Below are 24,616 nucleotides of genomic sequence, written 5' to 3' on the forward strand. Positions count from 1 at the left end.
AGGGAGCCTTTCGGGTCGAGCAGTGATCCAGGATCAGCATAGCGCGCATCAACATAATCCTAATCCGTCGAAAGTCGGATCCGCATCCTATGCCCGAGCGTGTAGGCTTTATTGCGCCGCAGAAACTAATTTCGCGCCGTGGCAAGTTCGAGTGGAGTCCTATGAATCTGCGCCAGCCTGCGCTATCGATTGCTCTCGCCGTCATCACCACCGCGCTCGCAGGCGAGGCGGCAGACGTGCACGCCGCCCTTCCGCTCTGGACACAAGCCGCACCGGAGTCCAATCCAGCAGCCAGCCCGCAAAGCACTCTTCGCATCACGCCGGAAGGCGAACACGTAATCACGCACGTCGAGGTGCCCTCGATCACGCCCTATCTTCCCGCGCCCGGCACCGCCACCGGAGCAGCCGTCATCGTTGCGCCCGGCGGCGGACACAGCGAGATCTGGATCGACCATGAGGGCTACAACGTGGCCGCGTGGCTCAGCAGTCACGGCGTGGCGGCCTTCGTCCTGCAATATCGCCTCGCCCGCGCCAAAGATTCCGCCTACACCATCGAAGGCACAGAACTCGGTGACATGCAACGCGCGATCCGTGTCGTTCGCAGCCGCAGCCGCGAGTGGAAGATCGACCCCGCACACGTCGGCGTCATGGGCTTTTCAGCAGGTGGCGAGTTGGCCGCACTCGCCAGTACGCGCTACGACACCGGCCAGCCTGCAGCCACTGATCCAATCGAACGAATTAGTTCAAAACCGGCCTTCCAGGCTCTCCTATACCCCGCCATTCCTGACGATCCACGACTGACAGCTGACACCCCGAAAGCCTTCCTCGCCTGCGGAGCCCTCGATCGCATCAACATTGCACAGGGTCTGCCCGAACTCTATCTCGCTCTCGCAAAGCTTCAGGTGCCCGCCGAGCTCCACGTCTTCGCCGGCGTAGGCCATGGTTTCGGCATCCGCAGCAGGGGGCCGAAATCAGCAGCAGCATGGCCCCAGCTCTTCCTCGATTGGATGAGCGCCCAGCAGTTGCTTCACACAGATTGACACATCGCCATTGCACCCTCAGGATAGGGTAATAATAGTAGGACGAAGTGGTGGGAATCGTGATGGCGCAAAGCAGAGACACGCAAACGATCAAGGTACTCATCGTCGACGACCATCCCCTCATGCGCGTCGGAGTCGCCGCCATCGTCGACGGTCGACCCGACATGACCACCGTCGCGCAGGCTTCCTCCGGCGAAGAAGCCATCGAGCAGTATGAGCGCCATCTCCCCGACATCACCCTCATGGATCTGCGCCTGCCGCAGATGAGTGGCGTCGAAGCCATCCGCAGCATCCGTCGCCTCCATCCGCAGGCGCGCTTCGTCGTCCTCACCACCTACGAAGGCGATGAGGATATTCACCAGGCGCTCGAAGCTGGTGCTCAGGGATACATCATCAAAGGCATGCCCTACGATTCGCTGCTCCAGGCCATCGCGCGCGTCTACTCCGGCGGCCGCTTCCTGCCTGTGCCGGTCAAGCTTGCCCTTGCCTCGCGCCCGCCCCACTCAGAGCTTAGTCATCGTGAGCAGCAGGTCCTCGATCTCCTCGCCACCGGGAACAGCAACAAGCGCATCGGAGAGCTGCTTGGTATCACCGAAGCCACCGTCAAGTGTCACGTCAGCACTATTCTCATGCGGCTCAACGCGGTCGATCGAACGCAGGCCGTCATCTCCGCGCTACAGCGCGGCCTCGTTCACTTCTGACCAAGGTTCCGTTTCTCACGGCTGCGTCTGCAGATTCAGTTCATACTGTGGAATCGCTCGAACCGAGCGCAACTCCCCCACCTGGCCAGACCGCGGCAGCGCACTCCGCACGCCATCCTCCGCGAAGATCGGGCTGTCCGCCCGTAGCGGCAGAATCTGCAGCGTCAGATCACCCGTCTGATGTCGCTCGAAAAAGCGCTTCATTCCAATCGTCCAAGGCATGCCATTGTAAAAATTGTCGTCGAGCAGATGCGTACCATCGCGGAAGCGCGCCACATCACCCGTATAGTCCACATCAAGAAACAGGTCACTCAGCCCATGCAGTGGGTCCTTATCGAGCATCAGCTTCCACGTCCCAGCATGGACGAACCCTGCATCGTCCGGCGCCTGCGCTACCCCCGCCGGTCTCCACGTCGGAGGCGGACCCATCTTGACCATAGGCGCAATGCCCACAGGTCCGGACACTGTCACACGCACCTTCGGATCGAACGACGGGAGCCGCGCAGAGAGCTCACTGAATGCCTGTGGCAACTGCCGCAGCGTCAGTGGACTGCTTGCCGCAGGGGATGCCGTGAGTGCAGGGAATACCCGCATCCGAAACGTCGGATCACCATTCGACCGCAGCGTGATACTGCCTTCATCCGCGAAGAACTCGCCTGCCGTAAACAACAGCCGGTCGCCTCCCCCAAGCCGTACCATCCACGCCCGTTCAGCATCTTTCTGGGTGAGCACAAGAATCTGAACCGTCTTCCTTCTCGCGCTCTTCAACGAGAGAACGGTGTCCGCATCCGCAGCAAAATTGCTCAATGTTACAAATTTCCCATTTCGTCGTAGCTTGCCGCTAGACGTCTCGACCACTAGCCCCGCATGATCCGCAAATGCAAGTTCGCACCGCACCCCCGGCACGCAGAAGAAAACATATGTTGGCCTCTCTCCCATAATCTTTGTGAAGAGCTGCGCCGTGCTGTAGCGGAGCATAAATCCGCCCAGGTCCATGTAGAACGGCCAGATAAAGTAGCTCCCACTCGGCACATCGAGCGGCCGCTCTGGGAGCAGTAGATCACCTCCCGGCAGCGCCACCTTCACCTGGAATCCTGCACGAGCCGGCATCGCAGCACCACGCACATAGTTGTTTACAAACAGAAAGCCCGCATCGTCCTTCGAGCGCACCGCAAGCCTCGGCACCGAAAGATCGCCCGGCGTCTGCGGCAGAACCGCAGGAGCATGTGGATTCATGGGCGCAAGCTGTTCGCCAAACGCCTGCAGAAAATAGTCCACCACCTTCAGTTTTCGGAATGACTCCCGCTCTTGGCCAAACTCCCCCAGCGGTGCCTGAAAGTCATACGATTTCACCGGCACATCGGTCGGATAGCCAGTCGCTTGCGACTCCTGCAGAGTCGTGAGGCGCCCTTCAGGATTTTGCCCGCCTTGAAACATATAGCTGCCATACAGATTCACACCTGACCCCAGCATCACCGGGAACATCGCAGCAATATCATCCGCCCTCATCACCGGCCGCCGATGATACGTATCCTGAATCCCGCCCCCTACCTCAGCCGTAAGAAAAGGCGTATCCGCGTACGACGGAGACGCACCGCTCGTCCCGTCGATCGCCCCCATGTTGCCGCTCACTCGATTCTCGAAGCGAAACGTATATACCTCGTTCGGCGGCAGATTCTTCAGGGAAGCATCCCACGGCGCGTCCGGATATCCTCCAAAGACCGGCAGCACAGCCCCCGCAGGAACGACCGCATGGTCCCATCCCGTCACGCTGTAAAACGGCACATCAAGCCCGCTCTGTAGGGCCAGCCGCTTCAGCGCAAGGATATGCGCCTCGCCGCCACCCGGCGCCCTATTCGCATACTCATTCTCCAGTTGGACGCCGACCACCGGGCCGCCGTCCTTCCACAGCAACCCCTTCAACTGCTCGCCGATCGCTCCGTAAAAGGTAGCCACCGCCGCCATGTATGCAGGATCGTTCACCCGCGTGGGACCCTGTGCAAGCACCCAGTCCGGCAAACCGCCATGACGAGCCTCCCCGTGAGCCCACGGTCCAATCCGCGCGTAAAGAGCCATGTGGTGTTTAGCGCAAAGCTGTGCGAAGTGCCGCAGATCCCGGTCGCCGCTCCAGTCAAACTGTCCCTTGACCTCCTCATGATGCAGCCAGATGATGTAGGCGGCGATTACATCCACCCCGCCTGCCTTCATCTTCAGAATCTCCTCTTCCCACTCCGCTGCCGGCACACGCGAGAAGTGGAACTCTCCCATCACCGGCAGCCATGGCTTGCCATCGCGTGTGAGAAATCGCTGATTCAGCCCTAGCGTATGACCATCCGGCGAGGTAGCGTTCCCGGGTTGGAACGCAGTCGGTCCAGGCGCGGTATACGGAGCTCTGGCGTTCACCAGGATCTGCCCGTCCGCAGCCGGGACAAGCCATAGCAGCGCTGCGAGAGAGACGAGGACAGTGTATGTCCGGGGAAACCACTTGATTGGCAAGATTAAAGCCTCGGGAGTATTCAACCTGACATTCTCGTCCTGTGCATCAGACGATCGACGGAGTGGCCGATAAAGTTCCCGTGATAACCACTTCGGTTACTATGCGCACAGAATGCGTCCACTCCAACTTTCGACGGATTCGCACTGTCGTCCAACCGGCGTACTGTGTTCCTCGGTAATGAATCCATCTCTCCCCGGCAAGCAATCTTCGAGGTCGTCAATGAAGCTGAATCTCTTTGCGCGCGCGGTGAACACTCTGCGTAGCTCCCTTTTCCTGTTCACCTTGATCGCGTTATGTGGCGCGCCCCTACAGGCCCAGACCACAAATGCCTCGGTAAGCGGTACGGTCAACGACCCTAGCGGCGCCTCGATCGGCGGCGCTCAGGTAACGGCCCTGAATACAGGAACCGGCCTCACTCAGACGGCAGTGACGACCGAAGCAGGTACCTACACCCTCACCACCCTGCCCCCCGGCAGCTACACCGTTACTATCAGCCGGCAGGGATTTACCACCAACGTTCAGACAGGTCTCCTCCTCACAGTTGGACAGGCTGCCACCCTCAAGGCCGTCCTCACCATCGGCGCAACCAGCGATACCGTGTCTGTGACTGCAGGCGGCAACGTCATTAATCAGAGCACCGCCGAACTCAGCGCCGTCGTCAACGAGCGCTCCATTAAAGAGCTTCCGCTCAACGGCCGTGATCCCTCCAGCCTCGTCCTTCTCGCCCCCGGCACCACCAACGTCCTTAGCAGCGGAGCAGGTGTTTTGCAGACCACCAACGCCTTTCCCAACGAGACAGGCGCATCGGCCAACGGTGGCCGCCAGGGCAGCACCTACTATCTCCTCGACGGCGTCCAAAATATGGATACCTACCTTTTGCTCGCAGCCCCATTTCCCAACGCCGACGCGACGCAGGAATTTCGTGTCATCACCAATAACTTCGACGCACGCTACGGCTTCGCGCCCGGCGCAGTCGTCACCATCCAGACCAAGTCTGGGTCCAACCAGTTTCACGGCGGCCTCTTCGAATTCCTACGCAACAACGACCTAAACGCCGGCAACTATTTCACCCACGCCGTCGATCCCCTCAAGCGCAATCAATTCGGCGGCTATTTCGGTGGTCCCATCAAAAAGGACAAGCTCTTCTTCTTCGGCAACTACCAGGAGACCAAGGGCAGCACGTCCACCGGCACCAACACCACCTTCACTCCCACCGCAGCCATGCTGGCCGGCGACTTCAGCGCGGTCCCGCAGACTCTTGGCGCACCGTTCACTACCGTCGCCGGGAAGCGTAACCAGATCAATCCCGCCCAATTTGCGCCTGCCGCCGTCGCTCTCTCCGCGCTCGTTCCCCTCGGCCAGACCCCTTCAAGCGGACAGGTCAACTACGCCGGAGCCCCGCAGAAGTACACCTACAAGGAAGCCACCGGCAGGGTTGATTACGAAATTAGCAAAAGCCAGCGGCTCGCCGTCCGCAGCTTCCTCGAGTTCCTCGATCAACCCGAGCAGACGCTCAACGGAAACATCCTCAACAGCACCCTCGGCCTGCGCGGCAGGCTCTACAACGAGCTCATCACGCACACCTGGACCATCTCACCCACCTCCGTCAATGTCCTCTCCGGCGCATGGCTTCAGAACGACTTCTTCTCCGCCGCCCACGTCACCAACAACCAGGGCCAGGCCGTTTGCCTCTCCCAGTTCATCAACGTCGTAGACCCCGCCGGCACCTGCTACCCCGAGGGCGGCATCCAGATTACCAATGGCTTCAACCAGCCTTACTCTGCACCTAATCTTGAAGATCGCCGCACCTGGACTATCAACGACGACTTCTCTAAGATCTTCGGCGAGCACACCCTCACCGTCGGCGGCAACGCGCTCCATCAGTACGCGAACGAAGTCGCTGCATATCCAGCCAACGCACGCGTCACTTTCAACGGCCAGTATTCCGGCTTTGGCCTCGCGGACTTCCTCCTCGGACGCGCTAGTGGCTTCCTCCAGGGCGGCGGCGAGACCCAGAACCAGACCGGCACTGTCCTCGGCATTTACGCTCAGGATGCATGGCGGATACGGCCTAACCTCACCCTCACTGGAGGCGTCCGTTGGGAGCCCAACCTCCCGCCGACAGTCAAGAATGGTCGAGGAGCAGCCTTCATCCCCGGCCAGCAAAGCACACGCTACCCCAACGCTCCCCTCGGCCTCGTCTTCCCCGGCGACAAGGGCGTTGATTCCTCCCTGCTGCCCCGCGACTACAACCAATTCGGTCCCCGCATCGGACTAGCATGGCAGCCCCACTCGCTCCAGAACACCGCCATCCGCGCCGCCTACGGCACCTTCTACTCGCCGCTGGAATACTCTATCTACAACCATACCGCCGACATCAGCCCCTTCAGCCCCACCTACGCCTTCAACGGAACCGCCACCCAATTCATCCCTTTCCAGAACCCCTACACCTACATCAACTCCGGCACCGGGGGCGTCAGCCCCTTCCCGCCCTTCGCCTCCGCCGGTCAGAATCCTCCCTCCACTGCAGCCTTTCCTCCGGGCGTCGTCAGCGTCGGGGCCGTCTTCTCGCGAGACTTCAAACTCGGCACCACGCAGAGCTGGAATCTCTCCGTCGAGCAGCAGTTCGGCAACGACTTCGCCCTCCATCTCGCCTACGTCGGCAGCGAGTCCTATCATCAGGTCCTGCCTATCGATCTGAACCCCGGCATCTACAATGCTCAGAACGCCACGCTCAGTGGATCGCGCACCACTTTCTCCGCCTTCGGACAGATTCTCCAGTCCAGCAGTGTCGGCACAGCAAGCTATAACTCCCTCCAAGTAGGAGTTGAAAAGCGACTGTCGCACAACCTTCAGTTCCAGTCCAACTTCACATGGTCGCGTACACAGGACACCTTCTCCGGCAACAGTGTCTCCTTCGGCAATGCCTTGGCCAATCCCACGCCCGGCAGCCTGCGCTTTAACTACGGCAAATCCGACCTTAACATCCCGATCATCTCCGTCACCAACTTCGTCTACAGCACGCCGTTGCTGGCCGGGCATAACGTCCTCCTCCGCCAGTCGCTCGGCGGATGGGAGATCAGCGGCATCTATACAATGCAATCCGGCTTGCCCTTTGGTATCTATGGTGGCAACGGCGGCAACGACTCTGGTGCGCAACAGTACGGCGATCGCGCCGACTTCGCACCTGGCAATGGTCCTGGCACCGCCTTAGGCCTTCGCCAGGGAGGCAGGGCGCAGCAGTTGGCCAAGTACTTCAACACGGCAGCCTTCACTACCAACGCACCCGGCACCTTCGGCAATACGCCCCGCAACATCTTCCAAGGACCCGGCATCAACACCGCAGATCTCGGTCTTATGAAGAACTTGGCTTACCGTGAGCGGTATAGGGTGCAGTTCCGCTGGGAGATGTTCAACGCCTTCAACCGCCCTAGCTTCGCCAACCCCAACAACGATCCCTCCAGCGGCAACTTCGGACAGATCACCACCATCGGACCCATCGCTCCGAGGCTCATGCAGGCCGCCCTCAAACTCACTTTTTAACTCGATCAATGCATACAAGACACAGCTCCGCGTGTTCGCAGGAGTCTTAGCGCTTCTAACGTAGCTCTGAAGAAAGCCAAACAACGAAACGTGAAACCGTAGTCCTTTGCATCGGCTGATCTCCCGAATTTGGATAATTGCCCTCCCGCAAGCGGGACCATGCATTGGTGAAGAAGCATTCCTTAGATCGAACTCTGCTGAATCGATCACTTGATTAGGTCAGCTCAATTCTTAGGTTGTCTTCCATTTTGTTCTCGGTTTTTCAAATTCAGAGTTGGATCGCAATGTGGCGTAGATATTTGAGCGCTATTTGCGTAAGTGTTCGGACACTCGAGTTCAGCCTTGTCCGATGACGAGACTGTTTTTTGCTGTGGTGACAATCTCTTTAGAGACTATCTCAGACCGATTGGCCTTGAGGATGCGCTCGACTTGGGTTAGAAGGCGGGTCAGCAGCCGGAAATTCCGCCGCTCATCCGGATCAGGGTGGCGATCACGTCGGGCGCGAGCACTACGTCAGGAAGTCTCACTCCAGCCGGTAACCACAGTTCGTTCAGAAGTCTGGTCATCTGTGTTTCGTCCAGGGGATGGAACTCATGGACGAAGCCGATCCGTGAATAAAACTGAGGGAAGCGAGCGACTCCCTTTTCGATGCCGGGCATTCCGATCAGCACCATGCCGATACCCTCTGGCCTTGGGCAAGATGTGATTGCAAAGTCCTGGTCTTGATCACGGCCTCAACGAGCTTCTGCGCGGCCCTCCATGTGGGCGCAAAACCCTCCACGGTATATCCAGCTCTCTCCCCACCCTCGCGCACGACTGCCAGCGTCGTGTCTTGCTCCCGCCCGCGACTTCATCCAAACCGACAATCTCTTCGCGCGAGAGAAAGATTTCATCGACAGCGCGGAACTGGCTAGCGTTCAACTCCGGGTGGCGGTCCTCCGTTGCAATCCGGATACTCGGAGAAACCAGCATCGGGTCCTCGAAACGGCGCCGGTTTCCCGCCTACATGTGGGCGATGGTCTCGCGTTCCATGCGCAGCATCGCGGCGGTCGTGCACTGAGGGCCCGTCCCGACGTTCTCAAATATGGCTAAACTCCCCTGCTTGCGCTCTACGCTCGAACTCCTCCCGCACTTGGCTGGAAGTCGCCTGGCCCATGCCACGGTCAAGGGCTGCTGCCAGTATGTCTTTTTCGCAGGCACGGCATGTTGCGCCTGACTCACGCCTCGTTCCGGTTCCCGGATCTGCTGCTGTCCCTGTTCCTTGGCTCGGGCGATGATGCGGTCGGCATCTTGCTGACCTTCGTATCTGTTTGAAGATAGAGCTCGCCACCGTGTAGGGGTCGCCTTCGAAGGCCGCTTCAGTGCGTAAATTGATGACGACAACGCGTTTGTTGTTACCAATGCCGATTGGCAAATAGAAGACATGATTTCCGTCAGTTCCGCGTCTAACCTTCGGCTGTGTATCGTCTCTTCATGGCCACTTCGAATTTCAGATTCTGGGTTTCAGCCTTGCTCACTTGCTGTCTCATCTTCGCCCATGTGGCGCAGGCGCAGTCAGCCTTTACCGACTACACCATGCCAGACTCCGGGCAGGTAACCATCCCGGCCGAAGGTGGTCTCACCTTCCAAATGAAGGTGAATGGTCAAGGTCCCTTCGCCACAGTGTTCGACATCGGTGCAGTCAACGTCATCAGTGCAAACTTCGCGACGCAACTCGGTCTCAAGATGAACGACAATTCCATTGACTTCGGAGCGATCGGCGGCGGGGTCAAGGTCCATACGACAAAAATCGACACTCAGGATTGGGGACCTTATCGTCCACAATCAGACCTTCTACGTCCTTGAGATACCTTCAAGCCAGGGCATTCCACAGATGCTCGTGGGCTGGGAGTTTCTTCAGCGCTTCGCCGTGCGCATGGACTTTCAGCGCAACGAACTAACCTTTTACGCCCTGCCGCATTTCACCTACGTCGGCAGTGGCGCAGCCGTCCCACTCATCCTGAACAAGCACGGTAACGGCATCTATCTCGACGCAAAGGTTGACGGTATCCGCGGCCGCCTCCAACTCGACTCAGGAAACGAGACCGGCCTCTTTCTGAACGCAGCTTTTGTGGATAAGCATCATCTGCCGGGATTACTGCACGCCACTTTGCGAGGCTATAACGGCAAGGGCCTCGGTGGCGATGCGCCCGAAGCATGGTTCGCGCGCCTTCACACCCTGGATCTCGGCAGTATCATTCTGCGTAATCCCGTCGTCAGGCTGCTGACCGCGAAAGACAATTATGTCCAGAAGCTGGCGGGCAACATCGGCCAAAGCACCCTGAAACACTTCGCTGTCACCGTCGATTGCCGCCACCGTGTGATGTATCTCGAAAAACTTCCTGGCTGGGACACGCGAGAACTCTTCAACCGCGCCGGCCTAATCTACGACGATCTGCCCGGTGGCGACGAGGTGAAGACTGTCTTCCCCGGCAGCCCGGCGGAGTCCTCAGGCCTCAAGCGCGGAGATCTCATCACAGCCATCAACGGAGCCAAACCAGCAGATAACTTAAACGATCCTGCTTTCATACAGCCTACTGGTACGTTGTTGCACCTGACGGTGCGCCGCGATGGCGTCGAACACAACTACGACGTCACCTTGAGCGACGTGCTCTGATGCAAAATAGCTGTGGTACTCAAAAGTCGGCTTATCTTGAGTAATCGCCTCGGACTCCGCATCCGGCGTCCCTGCCGCGACGAGAGTTTCTCGGACTGACACCGGCGCTGGCGCCAAGATATCCTCTCGCAGGGCTGGTATCAGCAAATGGGGTCCGTGTATGCTGGTGCTCGTGCCGAATCCAAACGAAGACTTGCTCCCTTTGAACGCCTCTGAGACTGCGCCCTCGCGTGTCGACCGCCGTGAATTTATCAAAACCAGTTTTCTCGCCGCCGGTGCCCTCGCCTTCGGCGTGCCTGCAGTTGTGCGCGGGCAGAATCTCAACAGCAAACTGAACATCGCCTGCATCGGCATCGGCGGAAAAGGCCGCAGCGATACCGATGCCTGCGTCGGTGAGAATATCGTTGCGATGTGCGATGTGGATTCAGGTTCCGCGGCCTATGAGACGCAGACAAAGAAATATCCGAGCGCGAAGTTCTACAAGGACTTCCGCCAAATGCTCGATCAAATGAGCAATCAGATCGATGCGGTGACAATCTCCACGCCGGATCACATGCACGCCATTGTGGCATCGGCGGCAATGAAGAGGAACAAAGCGGTCTTCTGCCAGAAGCCGCTGACGCAAACGATCTATGAAGCGCGCTACTTGCGTAATATGGCCCACGACCATAAGTTAGTGACGCAGATGGGCAATCAGGGCAGTGCCTCGGACGGTCTTCGCCGTGCGGTGGAGACGATTCAGGACGGTCTCATCGGACAGGTGCATGAAGTCCATGTCTGGACAAACCGTCCGGTCTGGTTACAGGCAATGGAACGTCCCGCTGGAGAAGACCCCGTCCCTGCAACGTTAGATTGGGATGCCTGGATTGGCCCAGCTCCGACGCGGCCCTATGTCGGCAGCCGGAACCCTAAGGATAAAAATGGAATTTACGAGCCATTTAACTGGCGCGGCTGGCAGGATTTCGGTACCGGCGCGCTGGGCGATATGGCCTGCCACACGGTCAATATGCCCTTTCGTGCTCTGGATCTCGATTCCCCCACAGAGATCGAAGCCATGCCTTTCGGCCAGATGAACAAGGAGTCCTTTCCTGTCGGCTCCAAAATCCGGTTTGCCTTTCCTAAACGCGATGGCCGCATTCCCCTTGAGCATCCGCATCTCTTCCACCATTACAAAAAAATCGAGCACGACCCGATGACACTCTGGTGGTACGACGGCGGCGAGCCTGACTCCACAGCCCGTGGCGGCCATGACCTAACCAACAAGCCGCCTGTAGAACTCACCGCCGATATCATTGCGCTGCAAGGCAAACTTCCCGACAGCGGCTGCCTGCTCGTTGGCGAAGGAGGCACGGTCTTTTCACCGGACGATTACGGGACCAATTTCTTCGTCAAGCTGAAGGGCGAGAAAGAATTCGTTAACTACCTCAAGCATCCGGCCATGGCGCAATATCCGGAGCGTATCACGCGCAACCACCATGCCGGGAACCTCGTGCAGGCTCATGCGCTGGAATGGCTTGATGCCATCAAGGCGAACAAGCCGGAGATGTGCTACTCGCGCTTTGATATCGGCGCGCGCCTTGTAGAGATCATGCTGCTGGGCTGCGTGTCCTTGCGCGTTGGCCAGAAGATCGAATGGGACGGACCGAAGATGGTTGCAAAAAACTGTCCTCAGGCTGCGCAGTACATACGGCGGCAGGACCGCACCGGTTGGGCACTTTCTTGATCCAGCCATCCTCTGCAAAACCGAACATACATTCAACCTGACGATTAAGTTCGAAATTAGATGGGGCTGCATGTAGGGTTTTGAATTTCCAATGTGCGCGCCAGGACATCTGGGAAGTAGGTAGTTGCTTCGAAAAGAGACGGGATTCTGTGGGCGAGATCCAGGTCGCCGACGAGAGCAGCGTTTTGCTCATTTATCTAAAACAGGGGATCCCCGCACCACCGAAATCAATGGAGAGAACCTGGGCCCTGGAATGGTCGTTCTGGACGACTCTGCAGACGAGGACCCTAAACGGTTCTCCGAAACACTTCATGTGACCCCAAAGGGACTAGAGCTTTGAGCGTTTAAGCGTCGACGATACTAACAACCGTTAAAGGCCTAAGGCTAACGCCCAATTCCCACCCGCTAAATCTCTAAATAATCTATATCCATGGCTGACGACCTCTTCCGGAAAGACCCCTGCAATCAATACGACACTCTGGCGAGTACGGCAACATCGAACATGGGAGCATTGGGAATTGTAGGTGGTGGCTAGTATAGACGTAATAAGCTGTCGGCATGGGGCGTGGCTGTTCAGTTCAGGTACAAGGGCTTCCATTCAGCCTAACCGCAACCCATAATGTAGATTCCCGCGAACTTCTAGTTGCCAAATTCATCTTCAGATAGCGATATCGTTGGCAGCGATGCTCGCAGGTGTCTCCCCGGCGTTGGCAGGTTGTTAGAGGCGGATCTCGAAAGAGCCTTGCATTGGTAGTTTCGAATATTGCCGTTGTCCAAAGTGAGTATTCGCGAGAACAGCAGCGCGTTGCCAACCAACTCTGTAGAGTTGCAGCCAATAAAATGCGCGAAGCAAAGTTTAGGGCTAGGCGTATCTCGAACATCGTTACGCCCACCGTTGTGAACATAATACAAATGCCGTACTCACAGGGACGCGTATACAACAATTCAACCGACAATTCAACCACGAATGTTGCTATCTCTTCTGTAACACTTGACGATATAGATCGTCTTTCTGCGGGCGTAGCCCAATTGGAACAAGTTGCCCGGGAGCTGCGTCAAGCTTCCCCAATAAGAAAACAATGGCAGAAAAGCTGCGACGCTGGCTGAGTTTGGCGAGTGCGGTAGAGGGACTTTCCGAGAAGTTGTACCAATGTCTCCCTGCAATTGAACATTTCTTGAAAAATCCGGGACGGTGAGCTTTGTCCTATTTCCCAAGTTGGATGTTATGGACTCCTTAGCCGCGAGGTTATTACAGTCGTGTTCTATACTGCCCGGCATGGATACACGTCTACTCATCGTCCCCTCAGCAGAAGGTTTCAGAGTTCACGTATTGGCTGTAGACAAGCCAGCTCGAAGTTGGTCGAAGGTTTACCGAACCAAGTCATTCTGCATATCTGAACTTCTGTGTGCCGAACTGATCAGCGCCGAAAAATCGGAGGAAGCGCTATCAGTGGATTTCAATCCCAATTGCACAATGCTGATCTTTAAGAAGGAAGTCCACTTAGATGTATGAGGGCGATTGGATTTGTGGAGCAGAAAATAAAAAGGGTGAACTAGAGCAGACCGTCAGCTTGGTGACCAAAGCAGGATGCCCAAAACAAATACTCTCGCGTTAAGGCTGACAGCTATCAAACTGCATTCTCCCGAGGAGTTTGTTGCCCCTCAATTTCCAAGCTAAGCTTCAGGTTTTTCACCATGCCGACTTCCACTAGGAGTTGTCGAAGCGCCTCAGCAGTACTCCCTCGCCTTCCGATCAGTTTTTCTGTGTCAACCGGATTGACCGTTATGGATAAATTGAAACCATCTGAAGTGGGTACTACCTTCACAAAAACGTCCTTTGGGTAATCCACCAGCATCTGGATTAGGCTATTCATCCAGTCCACGATTATTTGAATGTCATTCATCGGGGATTGGAGCACTAAATGATAAGGCGGGTTTTACTGCTCCAGCCTATATTTGTCCCGTTCCATATTGGGAATGCTCCCGCTCTCGTCTTCGCCTTTCCCCCTCCACCAGCATTTTCGCTTATTATTCGCCTATAGGCGGAAAGAGCGGCCCAGGCATCTCCACGGGCGAGGTGAGAACAATGCAGACCTATATTGTCGAGAGATTGAGAAAGGGTGAGACCGTGGAATTTCCGAATCGTTATGACTTCAATCCAGTCAGGGGTGGATTTGGTGGGATCTTCGGAGACTGAAGTGCTACGCTGACTCGCGTTGGACAATCTCTGTTAGTCGCTCCAGTTGCCATCCATCATCTCCAGATAGGCCAGAACATTCGAGGGTTATCTAAATCAAATTTGATCAAATAGATAAGGTTGACTAACGCTTCTAGCGGATTTGAGACCTCATGCGCTAGATCTGCTCTACTTTGACGATCCATATGAAGGGCCCACCTTCACAGCAACTTTATTCGACGATCTGGGTCAATAATTAGCTGGCAGAATCGTGCAGATTCCCTCAGCCCTTTAGCCCCGTGTTACACAGTAGACCGGACACATGCCATCCTCTCACTCCAATACGCCTAGCATTTTGGTATATGGTCAGGATGACGTTCTCCTCTATACCCGGGGTGCAATTCTGAGAGCAGCAGAGATGCAGGCGGAAACTACCCAAACCAGACGAGAGTTTGTAAAACAAATAGCCATGGCCGAGAATCCGTACGATCTCTATGTTCTCTGCCACAGCATTTCTGCTGCGGAGCAACGTGAGATATGTGCCCTTGCAGCCAATACTAGAGTCAAAGTCTATCCCATGTCGTATGCGGTGACGCCTACGGAATTCATAGAAAGTGTGCGGACTTTGCTGTCGATAACCTGATATCGGCCCAAGCGATTTGATGAGGGCACACGGATAGACTGAGGCCACCCCTCCATGCATATCATAGCAATTCAGCCACACTTCTCACGCTGCATTCCGTATCCATGCCGCCGTTTTAGGCGGCTACCGAAGCCTATCGTTGCTCAGTACGAGGACCGCGGGTCTTTCTCCCATAGCAAGGCCAGTCTGATTTATAGATTTCCGACTCTGCCTCCTCTGGTTCCCTGTTGGGTAGGAGTGTCGCTAGTTGGTCAGGCGTGTAAATGGCGTAAATCTGATCGGAGAAATGAACAATCAGTTGGTTGCCATCCAGTTGTTCCGAATTCAGAATCAACAGACGTTGCATAATGTTCTTTATTCCCCCGATGAATCCAACATGGCGATTGAATCTCGTGAACAATCTTGATCAGACGACGGAGTTGACCGTCAGCGTAAGTTCCAACACCTTGGCCGGATGGTCAAATTCAATGGGATAAACCAAATTGAGCAGTGCTTCACCCGCATTGGCCATCTGATGAAGGTTCTGTTCCATTACGATTTGATCTACATCTCGCAAGCAGCCTCCAATGTTGGTGGTCAACATCGATCCGCCTTGCGTTGGTGTCGTCAAACCTGAGATGTAGCTGGTAAATGATGGTTGGTTTTAAAATGCCATGTCGGGCGCCTAACGGTAAAATGGGTGGCGAACATCTGAGAGTGTTTTCAGCAATGTTTCTTAGCTCACTGTCCAATTCGTGCCGTGTTCTTATCTTGGGCCCTGATGGAGTTGCCCCGGCCGATATGGAGCACGGTGCCAAGATCACCGGAGCGGACGCCTAGATGTTTGTCATAGGTGGTGAAGCGGATGCGCTCACCTTGGGACACTTCGCGAGTCTCCTCTTGGAAGACGCAGCTCTCTCGTGTTTGAGTTCGTAGCTGGGCCGGATTGTAGGAGACCTCCTCGCGGGTCGCGTCGAGCCGAACGGAAAGCAGGTTGCAGTAGACAGCAAGCAGGGTCGATCTGGTTTATTTTCCTGTTGGGTTTCGATTGTCAGGTGCAATAGCCTTATGAAGCCGATTACGATCTAAATCGCTAAGAAGCAGAGACGTACTGATCAGTCGTAGCAGCGATGCTGGTTCTAGGTACTGAGAAGCATGGAAATAGCTTACGTGACGCTTCTTGTCCATGACGCTCTCCGGGTCCAAAGTCTGCTCTAGGTCGTCGGTTGTGAGATGTCCTTGGAGTGCCGTCCAAGCTGCGTTATCGCAGACAATAACGTATGTCCAATCGTCCGGCCGGGGGTGCGTCTGCAGGTTCTCATCTAAGAACTTAGACTGCTCAAGGCAATTTCGAGGAATTGGCTGTCCTTTTGCGGAAGCGGTTGAGGCTGTTTGAACAGGTGTTGCTGCATAAAGAGCGTCGTGGCAAACCGGGTCATCGAAAAATGCCAAGCTTACAATTACTACTAGGGCCGAATGCTTTAAATTATGTATAGCGGTCAGTATATTTTTCATTTATTTCTTCTAGAAGGTGTTTGGAACTATGAATCCATTGGTAATCTGTGCAGCGTGGTTATCATGGTTTGCTATCTCCAATGGGTGATGCCGACCCTTAGTAATAAGCTTTCTCCTTGGTGAACGGAAGATCCGCATAAGACTCGAAGCTGCTCTGTCAGAACTCGTACAGACTGCTCATGCGAACAAGCACACAATTCTTGTGCCAGTCTCACATTCGCTATCCTGTTTCATCTGAGCGTAGTTTTGGATGCGGGGAAGCATCTAGGCGAAAACTATCAAAAGCTGGTCATTCCTGCTGAAAATATCAAGGTGACGGGAAAGAAAGACCCGCCATGACGGCGGACCACTCGCATGATGAATCGGGTCCTTAAGTCCTGCTTATTGAAGTTGCTTTTTTGAATTGCGCCACTCACCAGGGCTCTGCTTTAAGAGTCGACTAAATGATTTATTCAAAGCAGATTGATCCGGGAAGCCGCAGCGGAGTGCGATGTCAACGAGTGGAAGATCCGAATGTAAGAGATAGGTCTTTGGCATATCGATTCGACGTTCGATGAGCCAATGATAAGGAGGCCGCCCAAAGTCTTTCGGAACGCGCGGGCAAAATGACTGACAGATAAAGGGAGCTCAGGCATCCCGTCAGAACGGAGGTCAGTTACTGCAATTGAAGTTGTCTGGCTGACGAGACAGTCAACGTTGGAGCAGAGGAGAGATGGAAGTATCTCCCGAATTTTGCACCGTGAGCCCCTTGTTCGCTGGTCATGATCGCAACTCCTTGTAGAGGTTCGCGTCGCCATCGCTTGCACTACTTGAAGCGCTGCGGGCCGCGAGTCATCCCCCGTCGCCAAACTCCGGGAGTTACCCCTTGAATTCGCTTGAAGGAGCGGTTGAGTGCAGATTGATCCGCAAATCCACACTGAATGGCGATGTCCGCAAGGGGCAGCCGGGAGTTCGTCATAAGATCTCGCGCCCTATCCACCCGGAGTTCCGTCAACCACTTATAAGGTGGCCGGCGAAAAGTTTGTTTGAAGGCCCGAGAAAAGTGGCTCACTGATAATTCGCATGCTGCGGCAACTTGCTTGAGGGCAATGTTTCCGTCCAGATGAGCCTCCAATAACTCTGTTGCTCTTCGCATCTGCAGAAAAGAGAGTCCACCTTCAAACTTCGGAGCCGATATCGTCACGCCGCCATACGAGGAGACAAAATGACAGTTCAAGGCATGCAAAATATGATCCAGGAAGATCTTCGAAACATGATGGGGTTGCGCTAGCGAAGAAACCAGAACCTGACCGAGGTTGTGTACTACAGGATCAAAATGCCCAAACGTCCGAGCCAATGGCTTTGCCCGCGGCATACGGTGCGCATAGGCGACTTCATCGAGAGCCGCCTGAGTGACATGCAGCACCAATGTGTCGAAGGAATTTCGGAGTGCAATCGCGGGCCTCTCTTGTAGGTTGAGTAGACTAACGCCCCCAATGGGATAAAAGCCATTTGATACTTTTTGGGGGCCGAGGAACTGCTCGATAAACGGTATAGGGTTAAGCTGCACCGCAACCATATAACCACTTGGACCACCAGACCCATGTGAAATTTCCGGCAGACCTTCGTCGGCCCGGACTCTTCCAAACAACGGGGAAAGTGGGGACAGGCTGAGCTTTGCTGATGGAATGTCCTTGAGATACATGCCTTCGGAGAACAAATTCCAAAAGCTCGGGACTCTAATGGCCTCATCCATGTATGCCGGATCCTAGATCCTTTCCTGAATTGAATAGGGGGACAAATATTCCCGCACCTATTTAGAGTACATATGTATGCTAAATGGGGAAAGTATTGAGGTGGAATTTTGCGGAAGTCGCGAGTCCAAACAGCCGAAACAAGAGCGCGAATTCTCTCGACAGCTTCACAGATGTTTTTGAGTAAAGGTTTGGGAACAGTCGGGTTGCGCGACATCATGGCTGGCGCGAATCTCACGCCTGGCGGGTTCTCCAAGCATTTCCAATCGAGAAACCGCCTGATCGCCGAAGCGAGTAACGAGGCATTTGATCGAGCTTACACAATGCTTGAGAACGAGGCAGTGGGTAAATCGCCGACTCAAGCCATCGAGAGGATTGTTTCGTTGTATCTGAAGCAATCGCGAGCTAAAAAGAAGTCATATCTGTGTCCCCTTGCGATGCTCGGCGCCGAACTCAGTCATTCGGATCCACTAGTTAGGGCAATTGCCATACATGGCTACCAGCGCCTTATTCAACTCATCGCAAATCATCTTCTGCATCAGACCAGGAGCAAAGCCCTTATCACTGCGAGTGGCGTTGTCAGCACACTTGTGGGCGCAATTACACTTGCTGAAATTGCACCGGATTCAGCGATGGCGAGTGCCATCCTAAGGAACGCTAAGATTCTTATCAAAAAGCGTATTTCTCAGCCGTAAAGCTTAGGCTCAAGGCTGATGTGAGTATTGAACGCGGAACCTACGGCTTTCAATTACTCATCTCTCATTCACTGCTACGGCAATCTCCAATGCACGCCTAAGATTGTCAAAGTCTTCCGCGACGAGAGTAGAATCGATCGGAATCCAACTATCGCGGATGGGTCGAAACAGATAGATGTTTCTTGGCTCAAGCAATCCCCATGATTATCGATCCCGCAATAGCTGTCAGTAAGTGGCTTTACTGTTGCGAGTCTGCGGCAGATAGAAATCAAGCGTGTGACCATGCGTTTACTTTCGATGAATCCGCTGTACCGTTTTAGTGGGAATCTAGAAATTCAGCCGGGAATAGGGAATAAAAATTAACCGTAATTGTAATTCCGGAATACCCAAAAGCCCACATGGCAGACGTTTTCGGAGTTGAGCTCTCTGATCGCGGTGGATCTGCCCCCCGTTCGGCCGGTCCGAATCGCGCGCTGGCGAACGAACGCCCTAGGCGGCTGGCGAATTCGTCTTGCGCATCATGGAATCCTTCGGTCTCGACCGGCCACATGTAATCGCACCCGACATCGCGCCCCCCACTTGTCTATTTGCAGCTGCGAACCATCCTGGCATCTTCAAGAGCCTGGTCATCGGCAGCGGTGCGACCGACCACACGGATATCCTCGACATCCTCGACCAGATTGTGAACGCTCCATCGCTGGAACCATTCAAGGACCTTACGGGAGAACAGTTTGTTCGGGGTACAGTCGAAGGAATGAAAAAATACAAGTTTCCGGAGAATGTCTTGCAGGACTATATCGACTCCTACACCGGACAGAAGCTTTGGGATGCGATGGAATTCATCCGCGACTATCCACATGCTTTGCCTCGGTTGGCGAAGCGCCTCCCTGAAATCACCGTTCCGTGTCAGCTTATCGTCGGTCGGTATGATCCTTTCGTCCCCGTCTCTAACGCGGAGGGTCTACATAGGGTCTTGCCAAAGAGCAGGCTCAACATCATCGATTGCGGCCACTTCGTCTGGGAGGAGGCTGCAGAGGAATATGGCATGCTTGCCCGTCATTTCATTCAGGGAGGATATTCTGAACTATAGCGGACCTAGCATGCATCACCGTCTTTGCCCTAACGTCAACCACTCATCCACAGTCGTCACGAAATAAAAAGCTTTCATCGTGTTTATTTTCGAGAGGCACGAATATATCGTGTCCCGCCACAACCCCCTAATCAAAGGAGTCTTGCCGATGAAGTCTTGGAGAGCAGAGCGTTTCGGGCCGACGAATGAAGTATTACGTTTAGGGGAAGTAGACCTGCCCAAACCGGAGCCGGGTAAAGGTGCATGCAGCTGCAGTGGCTCTGCCGGATATTCTGATGCTGCGTGGCGGCCATCCGTTTCCGAACCCTCCCATTCCCCGGGAATGCAAGTTGCGGGAGAGGTGACAATGGTGGGGGAAGGTTCCAGATATCAACCAGGCGATCATGTGATGGCGATAGCGGCTTCAATCAAGAGATGGGGTGCTCTCGCCGAATATTGCTTGGCCGACGAGAAGAACTCGCTACGCATTCCGGCCTCTATGCCGGATACCGAAGCGGTCGGCTTCATGGTGGTCTATAAGACAGCGTATGCCGCCCTGGCTATCCGAACGTCGATCCAGCCCGGCGAAACATTGCTGGTATTGGGTGCCGCAGGCAGCACAGGAGGGGCAACCGTGCTGCTGGGCAAAGCATTGGGAGCGCGGATAATTGCTGTTGCCGGCAGCGCGGAGAGGCTTGCGTTCTGTCGGGAGATCGGTGCAGACCACGGAGTGAACCACAAGGATGGCGCCATCACGGAACGAGTGAAAGAACTGACTGATGGTCGGGGTGTGAATGTCGTTTTCGATCCAGTGGGTGGAGAATTGGCGAGGCAGGCGATGCAGAGCATGGCGCGGCACGGGCGTTTTGGATTTGCGGGGAATGCAAGCGGCGAATGGGTCCTGATAAATGTGCTGGATGCTCTCTTAAGAATCATTCGTTGATGGGAGTGTTTGCAGGAAACCTTTCCGATCAAGAAACGGAGCAGACGTACTCGGAGTTACTGCGGTTGGCAGAGGAAAGGCAAATTTATACGCCGGTGCGACGCGTGTTTTCTTTTACGCAGGTTCCGGAGGCGCTCAATCTGCTTGAAAGCAGAAAGCAGAAAGCAGAAAGCAGAGAGCAGAGAGCAGGGAGGCCGGATTGTCATCGACATGAGTCTTCCGCGATAGGTTTTTTCTAGCAGTGTGGGTCGCCATGTGCACCAGGTAACGAGTGCCGCCACCGCTCCGACCGGGTACTTCGCACTCTTTACTCTCACCACAGCCTCCACCGCACTCATCGCCGCATCGTTGCGGTAGAGTATTGCAAGCACCTCACCGACTTTCTGTTGGAAAGCATCTATGGCTAAAGCGTGTGACAGAGAAGGTAATGAAGGTATTCCTCAATGAAGATAAGAGCGAGGCTGACGATCGAAAGAACTAGTTGTTCTCTCTCGCTTCTCTTGGCATGTTGCGTCAATGGCTTTTGCCGCCAGCGGGAGGCCGGGCGTCTGCGCAGTCGCCGAACATCCGCTTATCCAATCGCATCTTTTAGGAGCGGCGAATCCGATTCTAAGCCCACTTGAAAATTGCTTAGGCCGACACCGACCAGACGGAAGAGGCTATATGCTACATCCCGGTCTGATCTTGTGCAAAGGAGGCACCTATCGCGCCACGACTCCAATTGTCGTGGCGCAACTCTACGGTGTCGGTCCGATACGCTTTGTGCGATCTTCCTCGACGAATGTCTAACGTGCCAGCGCGTCCTAACCGATCACCAGATTTTGGGCGACGCTGCCGTCGATGCTCAGTTCAATGCCGGAAACATATCTTCCGTCGTCCGACCCTAGGAAAGATACGGCCTTTGCAATCTCGTCTGGGTCGCCTATTCTGCGAGCGGAACATTGCTCGCAAATTGTCTTTGATCTCGATTAGTGCGCCGCCCTGGACGAGACCTTCGAGAATGGCTGTATCTATATGGCCAGTTGTGCCACTGATGATATCCGAGCGACCGAGGAGTTTGGTGATAGTCTCGTCCCCTTGCTGGTGCAGCAGACGCGTCTTAGTTCAGCTCGATAAACTTAGATTCCTGTGACGAACTCGGATAGTGAAACACAAGAAGCACGTGAGCTTAGGTGCAGTTGCATGCAATCCCCTAGATCGCGGGACTGCGACCGGTAAGACGCTTGCGGATGGCACTGCGCACGAGTTCGGTGAAGCTGCTCTTTTCTTCGCCGCCCTAAGTCTGGGCCGTCCGAAAAGTTGAGACATCGCGCCGAGGTGAGCTTCCAAACGCGCGGGAGTACTCGCGGCTGAACTGTGACGGGCTTGCGTAGCCCACATCAAAAGCGGCCGTCTCAACATTCGCGTCACCGAAGATCATCATCCGCCTTGCTTCCAAAAGCCGAAGCTGCTTCTGATACTGAAGCGGAGCCATGGACGTGACAGCTTTAAACTGCCGAAAGAAGGTAGTCGGGCTCATGTTCGCGGCTCGGGCGAGATCTTCGATCCGGAGGGATTCGCGAAAGCGGTCGCGGAGCAGATGAATAGTCTGCATGAGGTTGCGATCACGTCCCCTGTCCAGCAATAGCGCCTGCGCTCCGCGGGGACTGTTCAACAGCCAGTAGCATAGCTCGCGCATGATTGCCGGATAAAGAGCCTTGATGGCGTTGGGCCTGTCCAGGGGTTGAACCTCTAGGAGCTGAACCGCGCGCAGAGCACAATCGACGAACTGGTCATTCATCTCCAAAACGAACGCAACGCACGCCGTGCCCTTTTTCCCAGCCGCCTGTTCCAACTGAATGTCGTCCGCCACAGTTTGCAACATTTTCAGATCAAGCTCAAACACAAGCCCCAGGTAAGGTTGGGTACTGCTCGCGGCGAATGCCGTGCCGCGAGTCGGCATATCGATTGTCACCACCAGGGCCTCTCCGGTGCTGAAGTCGTAGCGCTTCGTGCCAAAGGTCGCGACCTTGCTTCCCTGAACCGTCATGCAGAGGGCTGGCTTGATCAAGCACTGCATGGGTTGCTTCATCGGGTTGGAACGACGAATGGATAGGCCCTCGATCGGAGTGGTCATCAAGTTTGCTGCAGCGTCTGCTTCGGTATACCGATGCAGGTAGGTTGCGAGCTCCGACAGTTTTGCGGACTGGGTGCGTTGCTTCATATCTATCTCAGTATTTCATGGAAGGATTAGGCATGTTTCTGGAAGTGTCCGGCATTCACGTAGCCTTGTGTAGAGAAGTACCTTTCTCAATAGAGAGATGAACTCTCAAAGGTGAAAGGGGCTGTTATGAAGAGTTATCAGAGGTAAATCCAACATTGGTGTCGCGAGCCGCAAAGTAGCGCACCTTCAAAAGATTGGACTCTTATAGAGCCCCGCCTCGGTCCCAACATGACGGACATAAAGGAAATAGAACAAATGAAACTGACAGGCAATACAGTCTTCATCACAGGCGGGGGATCAGGCATCGGGCGCGGTATTGCGGAGGCTCTCCACAATACCGGCAACAAGGTCATCATCTCTGGCCGGCGGAAAAGCCTTCTGGACGAGGTGACTACGGCCAATCCGGGAATGGGATCCCTGAAGCTCGATATCGAAAACGCATCCAGCATAGCGTCCGCTTCACAGACACTCATCGAGCGGTATCCAGACTTGAACGTCGTCTTCAACAACGCTGGCATCATGCAGTTTGATGATGCGGCGGGCGCCATCGATGAAAACCTGCTAACTTCCACCATCACCACAAATCTGCTTGGTCCGATTCGTCTGACTTCGGCGCTGATCGAACATCTCAAGAAGCAGAAAGAAGCAGCGGTTCTCTACACCACCTCATGGTTGGCTTTCACTCCGTTCGCTCTTACCGCAGTGTATTGCTCGACAAAGGCTGCGCTGCACTCCTATGCGTTATCCCAGCGCTACAAGCTGCGCGGGACCTCCGTGCGAGTCATCGAGATTGTTCCGCCCTGGACCCAGACCGACATGTTGAACAGCACGGAAGAACCTCGTGCGATACCGCTACAGGAGTGCCTTGACGAGACCATGCGCCTCCTGGGCACCGATGTAGACGAAGTTGTGCTCGACCGGGCAAAGCAACTGCGCAACAATGTAGGCCCAAACGAACACCCTTATGTCATCGAGTTCAACAACTGGCTGCTTGGAGTGGAGTAGTTCAGCGCTTCTGGGGCTGAACCACCCCGGAGGCGAATTGTTATGCGCAGTGACTGATGCTTCTGGAAACGTCTGGGTTTCGAATAACACTGGTGGAACTTTCACCCAAGTCGTCGGCTTTGCTGCGTCAACCATTCTACCCCTTGCCGCAGCATCCTATTGGTCAGTTACCCTTAGAGCGTGTTCACGTTGACGAAGAGCTTTGACGATGAGAGCGAAGTTAGGGAAGTCAAGGATGAGCACATCGAGCTTCTCAAATCGGGATAATGCACTCAATTTGAGCGCCTCGTCCTCGGGTATCATGTGCACTGAAAAGTGGAAGCGCTTGAATGGTGTGGCCAGATTAAAAGTGATCTTGGACGGGGATATTGGGCTCATTCGTGAGAATGGAGAGTCTGTCTGCATCCAGTGCGTTAACCGAGGCAAGTCTGGCTAGTACTTCAGCTTCCTCTCAGGCGAGCTCGTAGAGTTCATTCGCAAACGATGCGCAAATCT

20 protein-coding genes are annotated in these 24,616 nt (G+C 55.1%); 10 read left to right on the forward strand and 10 right to left on the reverse strand.

The window, feature by feature from the left end; all coding sequences use genetic code 11:
• Positions 1 to 89 precede the first annotated feature (89 nt).
• Together HB393_RS21950 and HB393_RS21955 are read left to right on the forward strand one after the other, a co-directional pair.
• Positions 90 to 1,040: an alpha/beta hydrolase gene (locus HB393_RS21950; RefSeq protein WP_255551501.1), complete on the forward strand. Its 951-nt coding sequence runs from the start codon at positions 90 to 92 to the stop codon at positions 1,038 to 1,040.
• 62 nt (positions 1,041 to 1,102) lie between these two features.
• Positions 1,103 to 1,741, forward strand: a complete 639-nt coding sequence (locus HB393_RS21955) for a response regulator transcription factor (protein WP_213807358.1) — start codon at positions 1,103 to 1,105, stop codon at positions 1,739 to 1,741.
• Positions 1,742 to 1,756: 15 nt separating this feature from the next.
• Here HB393_RS21955 and HB393_RS21960 read toward each other — a convergent pair whose 3' ends face one another.
• The gene (locus HB393_RS21960; RefSeq protein ID WP_213807359.1) at positions 1,757 to 4,237 is read right to left on the reverse strand and encodes a beta-galactosidase; all 2,481 of its coding nucleotides are present in this window, start codon (positions 4,235 to 4,237) and stop codon (positions 1,757 to 1,759) included.
• A 220-nt stretch (positions 4,238 to 4,457) separates the two neighbouring features.
• Here HB393_RS21960 and HB393_RS21965 point away from each other — a divergent pair, with 220 nt between their 5' ends.
• Positions 4,458 to 7,781 carry a TonB-dependent receptor gene (locus HB393_RS21965; protein ID WP_213807360.1) on the forward strand — a complete coding sequence of 1,108 codons (3,324 nt, stop codon included), beginning with the start codon at positions 4,458 to 4,460 and terminating at the stop codon, positions 7,779 to 7,781.
• A 446-nt stretch (positions 7,782 to 8,227) separates the two neighbouring features.
• On the opposite strand, the gene HB393_RS21970 is transcribed toward HB393_RS21965, so the two are convergent.
• The 3 genes from HB393_RS21970 to HB393_RS21980 all read right to left on the reverse strand — a co-directional run bounded on the left by HB393_RS21970 (position 8,228) and on the right by HB393_RS21980 (position 9,164).
• Positions 8,228 to 8,455 (reverse strand): hypothetical protein, encoded by a 228-nt coding sequence (locus tag HB393_RS21970; protein ID WP_213807361.1) that lies wholly within the window; start codon positions 8,453 to 8,455, stop codon positions 8,228 to 8,230.
• The gene (locus tag HB393_RS21975; RefSeq protein ID WP_213807362.1) at positions 8,446 to 8,595 is read right to left on the reverse strand and encodes a hypothetical protein; all 150 of its coding nucleotides are present in this window, start codon (positions 8,593 to 8,595) and stop codon (positions 8,446 to 8,448) included. The genes HB393_RS21970 and HB393_RS21975 overlap by 10 nt, the downstream gene beginning before the upstream one ends.
• Positions 8,596 to 8,783: 188 nt before the next feature.
• The gene (locus HB393_RS21980; RefSeq protein WP_213807363.1) at positions 8,784 to 9,164 is read right to left on the reverse strand and encodes a hypothetical protein; all 381 of its coding nucleotides are present in this window, start codon (positions 9,162 to 9,164) and stop codon (positions 8,784 to 8,786) included.
• Positions 9,165 to 9,254: 90 nt separating this feature from the next.
• On the opposite strand from HB393_RS21980, the gene HB393_RS21985 reads away from it, so the two are divergent.
• The 3 genes from HB393_RS21985 (at position 9,255) to HB393_RS21995 (ending at position 12,160) form a co-directional block, all read left to right on the forward strand.
• Entirely contained in the window at positions 9,255 to 9,626 is a 372-nt protein-coding gene (locus tag HB393_RS21985) for an aspartyl protease family protein (protein ID WP_213807364.1), read from the forward strand.
• A 28-nt stretch (positions 9,627 to 9,654) separates the two neighbouring features.
• A complete protein-coding gene (locus HB393_RS21990) occupies positions 9,655 to 10,437 on the forward strand; it encodes a PDZ domain-containing protein (RefSeq protein WP_213807365.1) in 783 nt (260 codons plus the stop codon).
• A gap of 160 nt (positions 10,438 to 10,597) precedes the next feature.
• On the forward strand, positions 10,598 to 12,160 hold the full coding sequence (locus HB393_RS21995) for a Gfo/Idh/MocA family oxidoreductase (RefSeq protein WP_218624043.1): 1,563 nt from the start codon (positions 10,598 to 10,600) through the stop codon (positions 12,158 to 12,160).
• Between the two features lie 1,628 nt (positions 12,161 to 13,788).
• On the opposite strand, the gene HB393_RS22000 is transcribed toward HB393_RS21995, so the two are convergent.
• The 4 genes from HB393_RS22000 to HB393_RS22020 all read right to left on the reverse strand — a co-directional run bounded on the left by HB393_RS22000 (position 13,789) and on the right by HB393_RS22020 (position 18,208).
• Complete coding sequence (locus HB393_RS22000) at positions 13,789 to 14,064, reverse strand: KH domain-containing protein (protein WP_213807366.1); 276 nt, start codon at positions 14,062 to 14,064, stop codon at positions 13,789 to 13,791.
• 1,321 nt (positions 14,065 to 15,385) lie between these two features.
• Entirely contained in the window at positions 15,386 to 15,562 is a 177-nt protein-coding gene (locus HB393_RS22005) for a hypothetical protein (protein ID WP_213807367.1), read from the reverse strand.
• A 422-nt stretch (positions 15,563 to 15,984) separates the two neighbouring features.
• The gene (locus HB393_RS22010) at positions 15,985 to 16,473 is read right to left on the reverse strand and encodes a hypothetical protein (RefSeq protein ID WP_213807368.1); all 489 of its coding nucleotides are present in this window, start codon (positions 16,471 to 16,473) and stop codon (positions 15,985 to 15,987) included.
• An 805-nt stretch (positions 16,474 to 17,278) separates the two neighbouring features.
• Entirely contained in the window at positions 17,279 to 18,208 is a 930-nt protein-coding gene (locus HB393_RS22020; protein WP_213807369.1) for an AraC family transcriptional regulator, read from the reverse strand.
• Between the two features lie 108 nt (positions 18,209 to 18,316).
• Here HB393_RS22020 and HB393_RS22025 point away from each other — a divergent pair, with 108 nt between their 5' ends.
• The 3 genes from HB393_RS22025 to HB393_RS22035 all read left to right on the forward strand — a co-directional run bounded on the left by HB393_RS22025 (position 18,317) and on the right by HB393_RS22035 (position 20,913).
• Positions 18,317 to 18,901, forward strand: coding sequence for a TetR/AcrR family transcriptional regulator (locus HB393_RS22025; protein ID WP_255551502.1), 585 nt, complete (start codon positions 18,317 to 18,319; stop codon positions 18,899 to 18,901).
• Positions 18,902 to 19,412: 511 nt separating this feature from the next.
• The gene (locus tag HB393_RS22030) at positions 19,413 to 19,991 is read left to right on the forward strand and encodes an alpha/beta hydrolase (RefSeq protein ID WP_213807371.1); all 579 of its coding nucleotides are present in this window, start codon (positions 19,413 to 19,415) and stop codon (positions 19,989 to 19,991) included.
• 388 nt (positions 19,992 to 20,379) lie between these two features.
• The gene (locus HB393_RS22035) at positions 20,380 to 20,913 is read left to right on the forward strand and encodes a zinc-binding dehydrogenase (protein WP_213807372.1); all 534 of its coding nucleotides are present in this window, start codon (positions 20,380 to 20,382) and stop codon (positions 20,911 to 20,913) included.
• Positions 20,914 to 21,716: 803 nt separating this feature from the next.
• Here the strand turns inward: HB393_RS22035 and HB393_RS22040 are convergent.
• Both HB393_RS22040 and HB393_RS22045 read right to left on the reverse strand, forming a co-directional pair.
• The gene (locus HB393_RS22040) at positions 21,717 to 21,866 is read right to left on the reverse strand and encodes an SDR family oxidoreductase (RefSeq protein ID WP_213807400.1); all 150 of its coding nucleotides are present in this window, start codon (positions 21,864 to 21,866) and stop codon (positions 21,717 to 21,719) included.
• Between the two features lie 323 nt (positions 21,867 to 22,189).
• Positions 22,190 to 23,116 carry an AraC family transcriptional regulator gene (locus HB393_RS22045; RefSeq protein WP_213807373.1) on the reverse strand — a complete coding sequence of 309 codons (927 nt, stop codon included), beginning with the start codon at positions 23,114 to 23,116 and terminating at the stop codon, positions 22,190 to 22,192.
• A gap of 255 nt (positions 23,117 to 23,371) precedes the next feature.
• Here HB393_RS22045 and HB393_RS22050 point away from each other — a divergent pair, with 255 nt between their 5' ends.
• On the forward strand, positions 23,372 to 24,121 hold the full coding sequence (locus HB393_RS22050) for an SDR family NAD(P)-dependent oxidoreductase (protein ID WP_213807374.1): 750 nt from the start codon (positions 23,372 to 23,374) through the stop codon (positions 24,119 to 24,121).
• Positions 24,122 to 24,616 lie beyond the last annotated feature (495 nt).

Origin of the sequence: Granulicella sp. dw_53 (genome assembly GCF_018449545.1) — a bacterium.
Classification (GTDB): domain Bacteria; phylum Acidobacteriota; class Terriglobia; order Terriglobales; family Acidobacteriaceae; genus Edaphobacter.

Coding starts and splice junctions, on each gene's coding strand:
- HB393_RS21995 (WP_218624043.1), top strand. CDS start 10,598: ATGCTGGTGCTCGTGCCGAATCCAAACGAAGACTTGCTCCCTTTGAAC.
- HB393_RS22020 (WP_213807369.1), bottom strand. CDS start 18,208: ATGGATGAGGCCATTAGAGTCCCGAGCTTTTGGAATTTGTTCTCCGAA.
- HB393_RS21970 (WP_213807361.1), bottom strand. CDS start 8,455: ATGGTGCTGATCGGAATGCCCGGCATCGAAAAGGGAGTCGCTCGCTTC.
- HB393_RS21965 (WP_213807360.1), top strand. CDS start 4,458: ATGAAGCTGAATCTCTTTGCGCGCGCGGTGAACACTCTGCGTAGCTCC.
- HB393_RS22035 (WP_213807372.1), top strand. CDS start 20,380: ATGGCGATAGCGGCTTCAATCAAGAGATGGGGTGCTCTCGCCGAATAT.
- HB393_RS22050 (WP_213807374.1), top strand. CDS start 23,372: ATGAAACTGACAGGCAATACAGTCTTCATCACAGGCGGGGGATCAGGC.
- HB393_RS22045 (WP_213807373.1), bottom strand. CDS start 23,116: ATGAAGCAACGCACCCAGTCCGCAAAACTGTCGGAGCTCGCAACCTAC.
- HB393_RS22005 (WP_213807367.1), bottom strand. CDS start 15,562: ATGTTGACCACCAACATTGGAGGCTGCTTGCGAGATGTAGATCAAATC.
- HB393_RS21955 (WP_213807358.1), top strand. CDS start 1,103: ATGGCGCAAAGCAGAGACACGCAAACGATCAAGGTACTCATCGTCGAC.
- HB393_RS22010 (WP_213807368.1), bottom strand. CDS start 16,473: ATGAAAAATATACTGACCGCTATACATAATTTAAAGCATTCGGCCCTA.
- HB393_RS21990 (WP_213807365.1), top strand. CDS start 9,655: ATGCTCGTGGGCTGGGAGTTTCTTCAGCGCTTCGCCGTGCGCATGGAC.
- HB393_RS22000 (WP_213807366.1), bottom strand. CDS start 14,064: ATGAATGACATTCAAATAATCGTGGACTGGATGAATAGCCTAATCCAG.
- HB393_RS21985 (WP_213807364.1), top strand. CDS start 9,255: ATGGCCACTTCGAATTTCAGATTCTGGGTTTCAGCCTTGCTCACTTGC.
- HB393_RS21950 (WP_255551501.1), top strand. CDS start 90: ATGCCCGAGCGTGTAGGCTTTATTGCGCCGCAGAAACTAATTTCGCGC.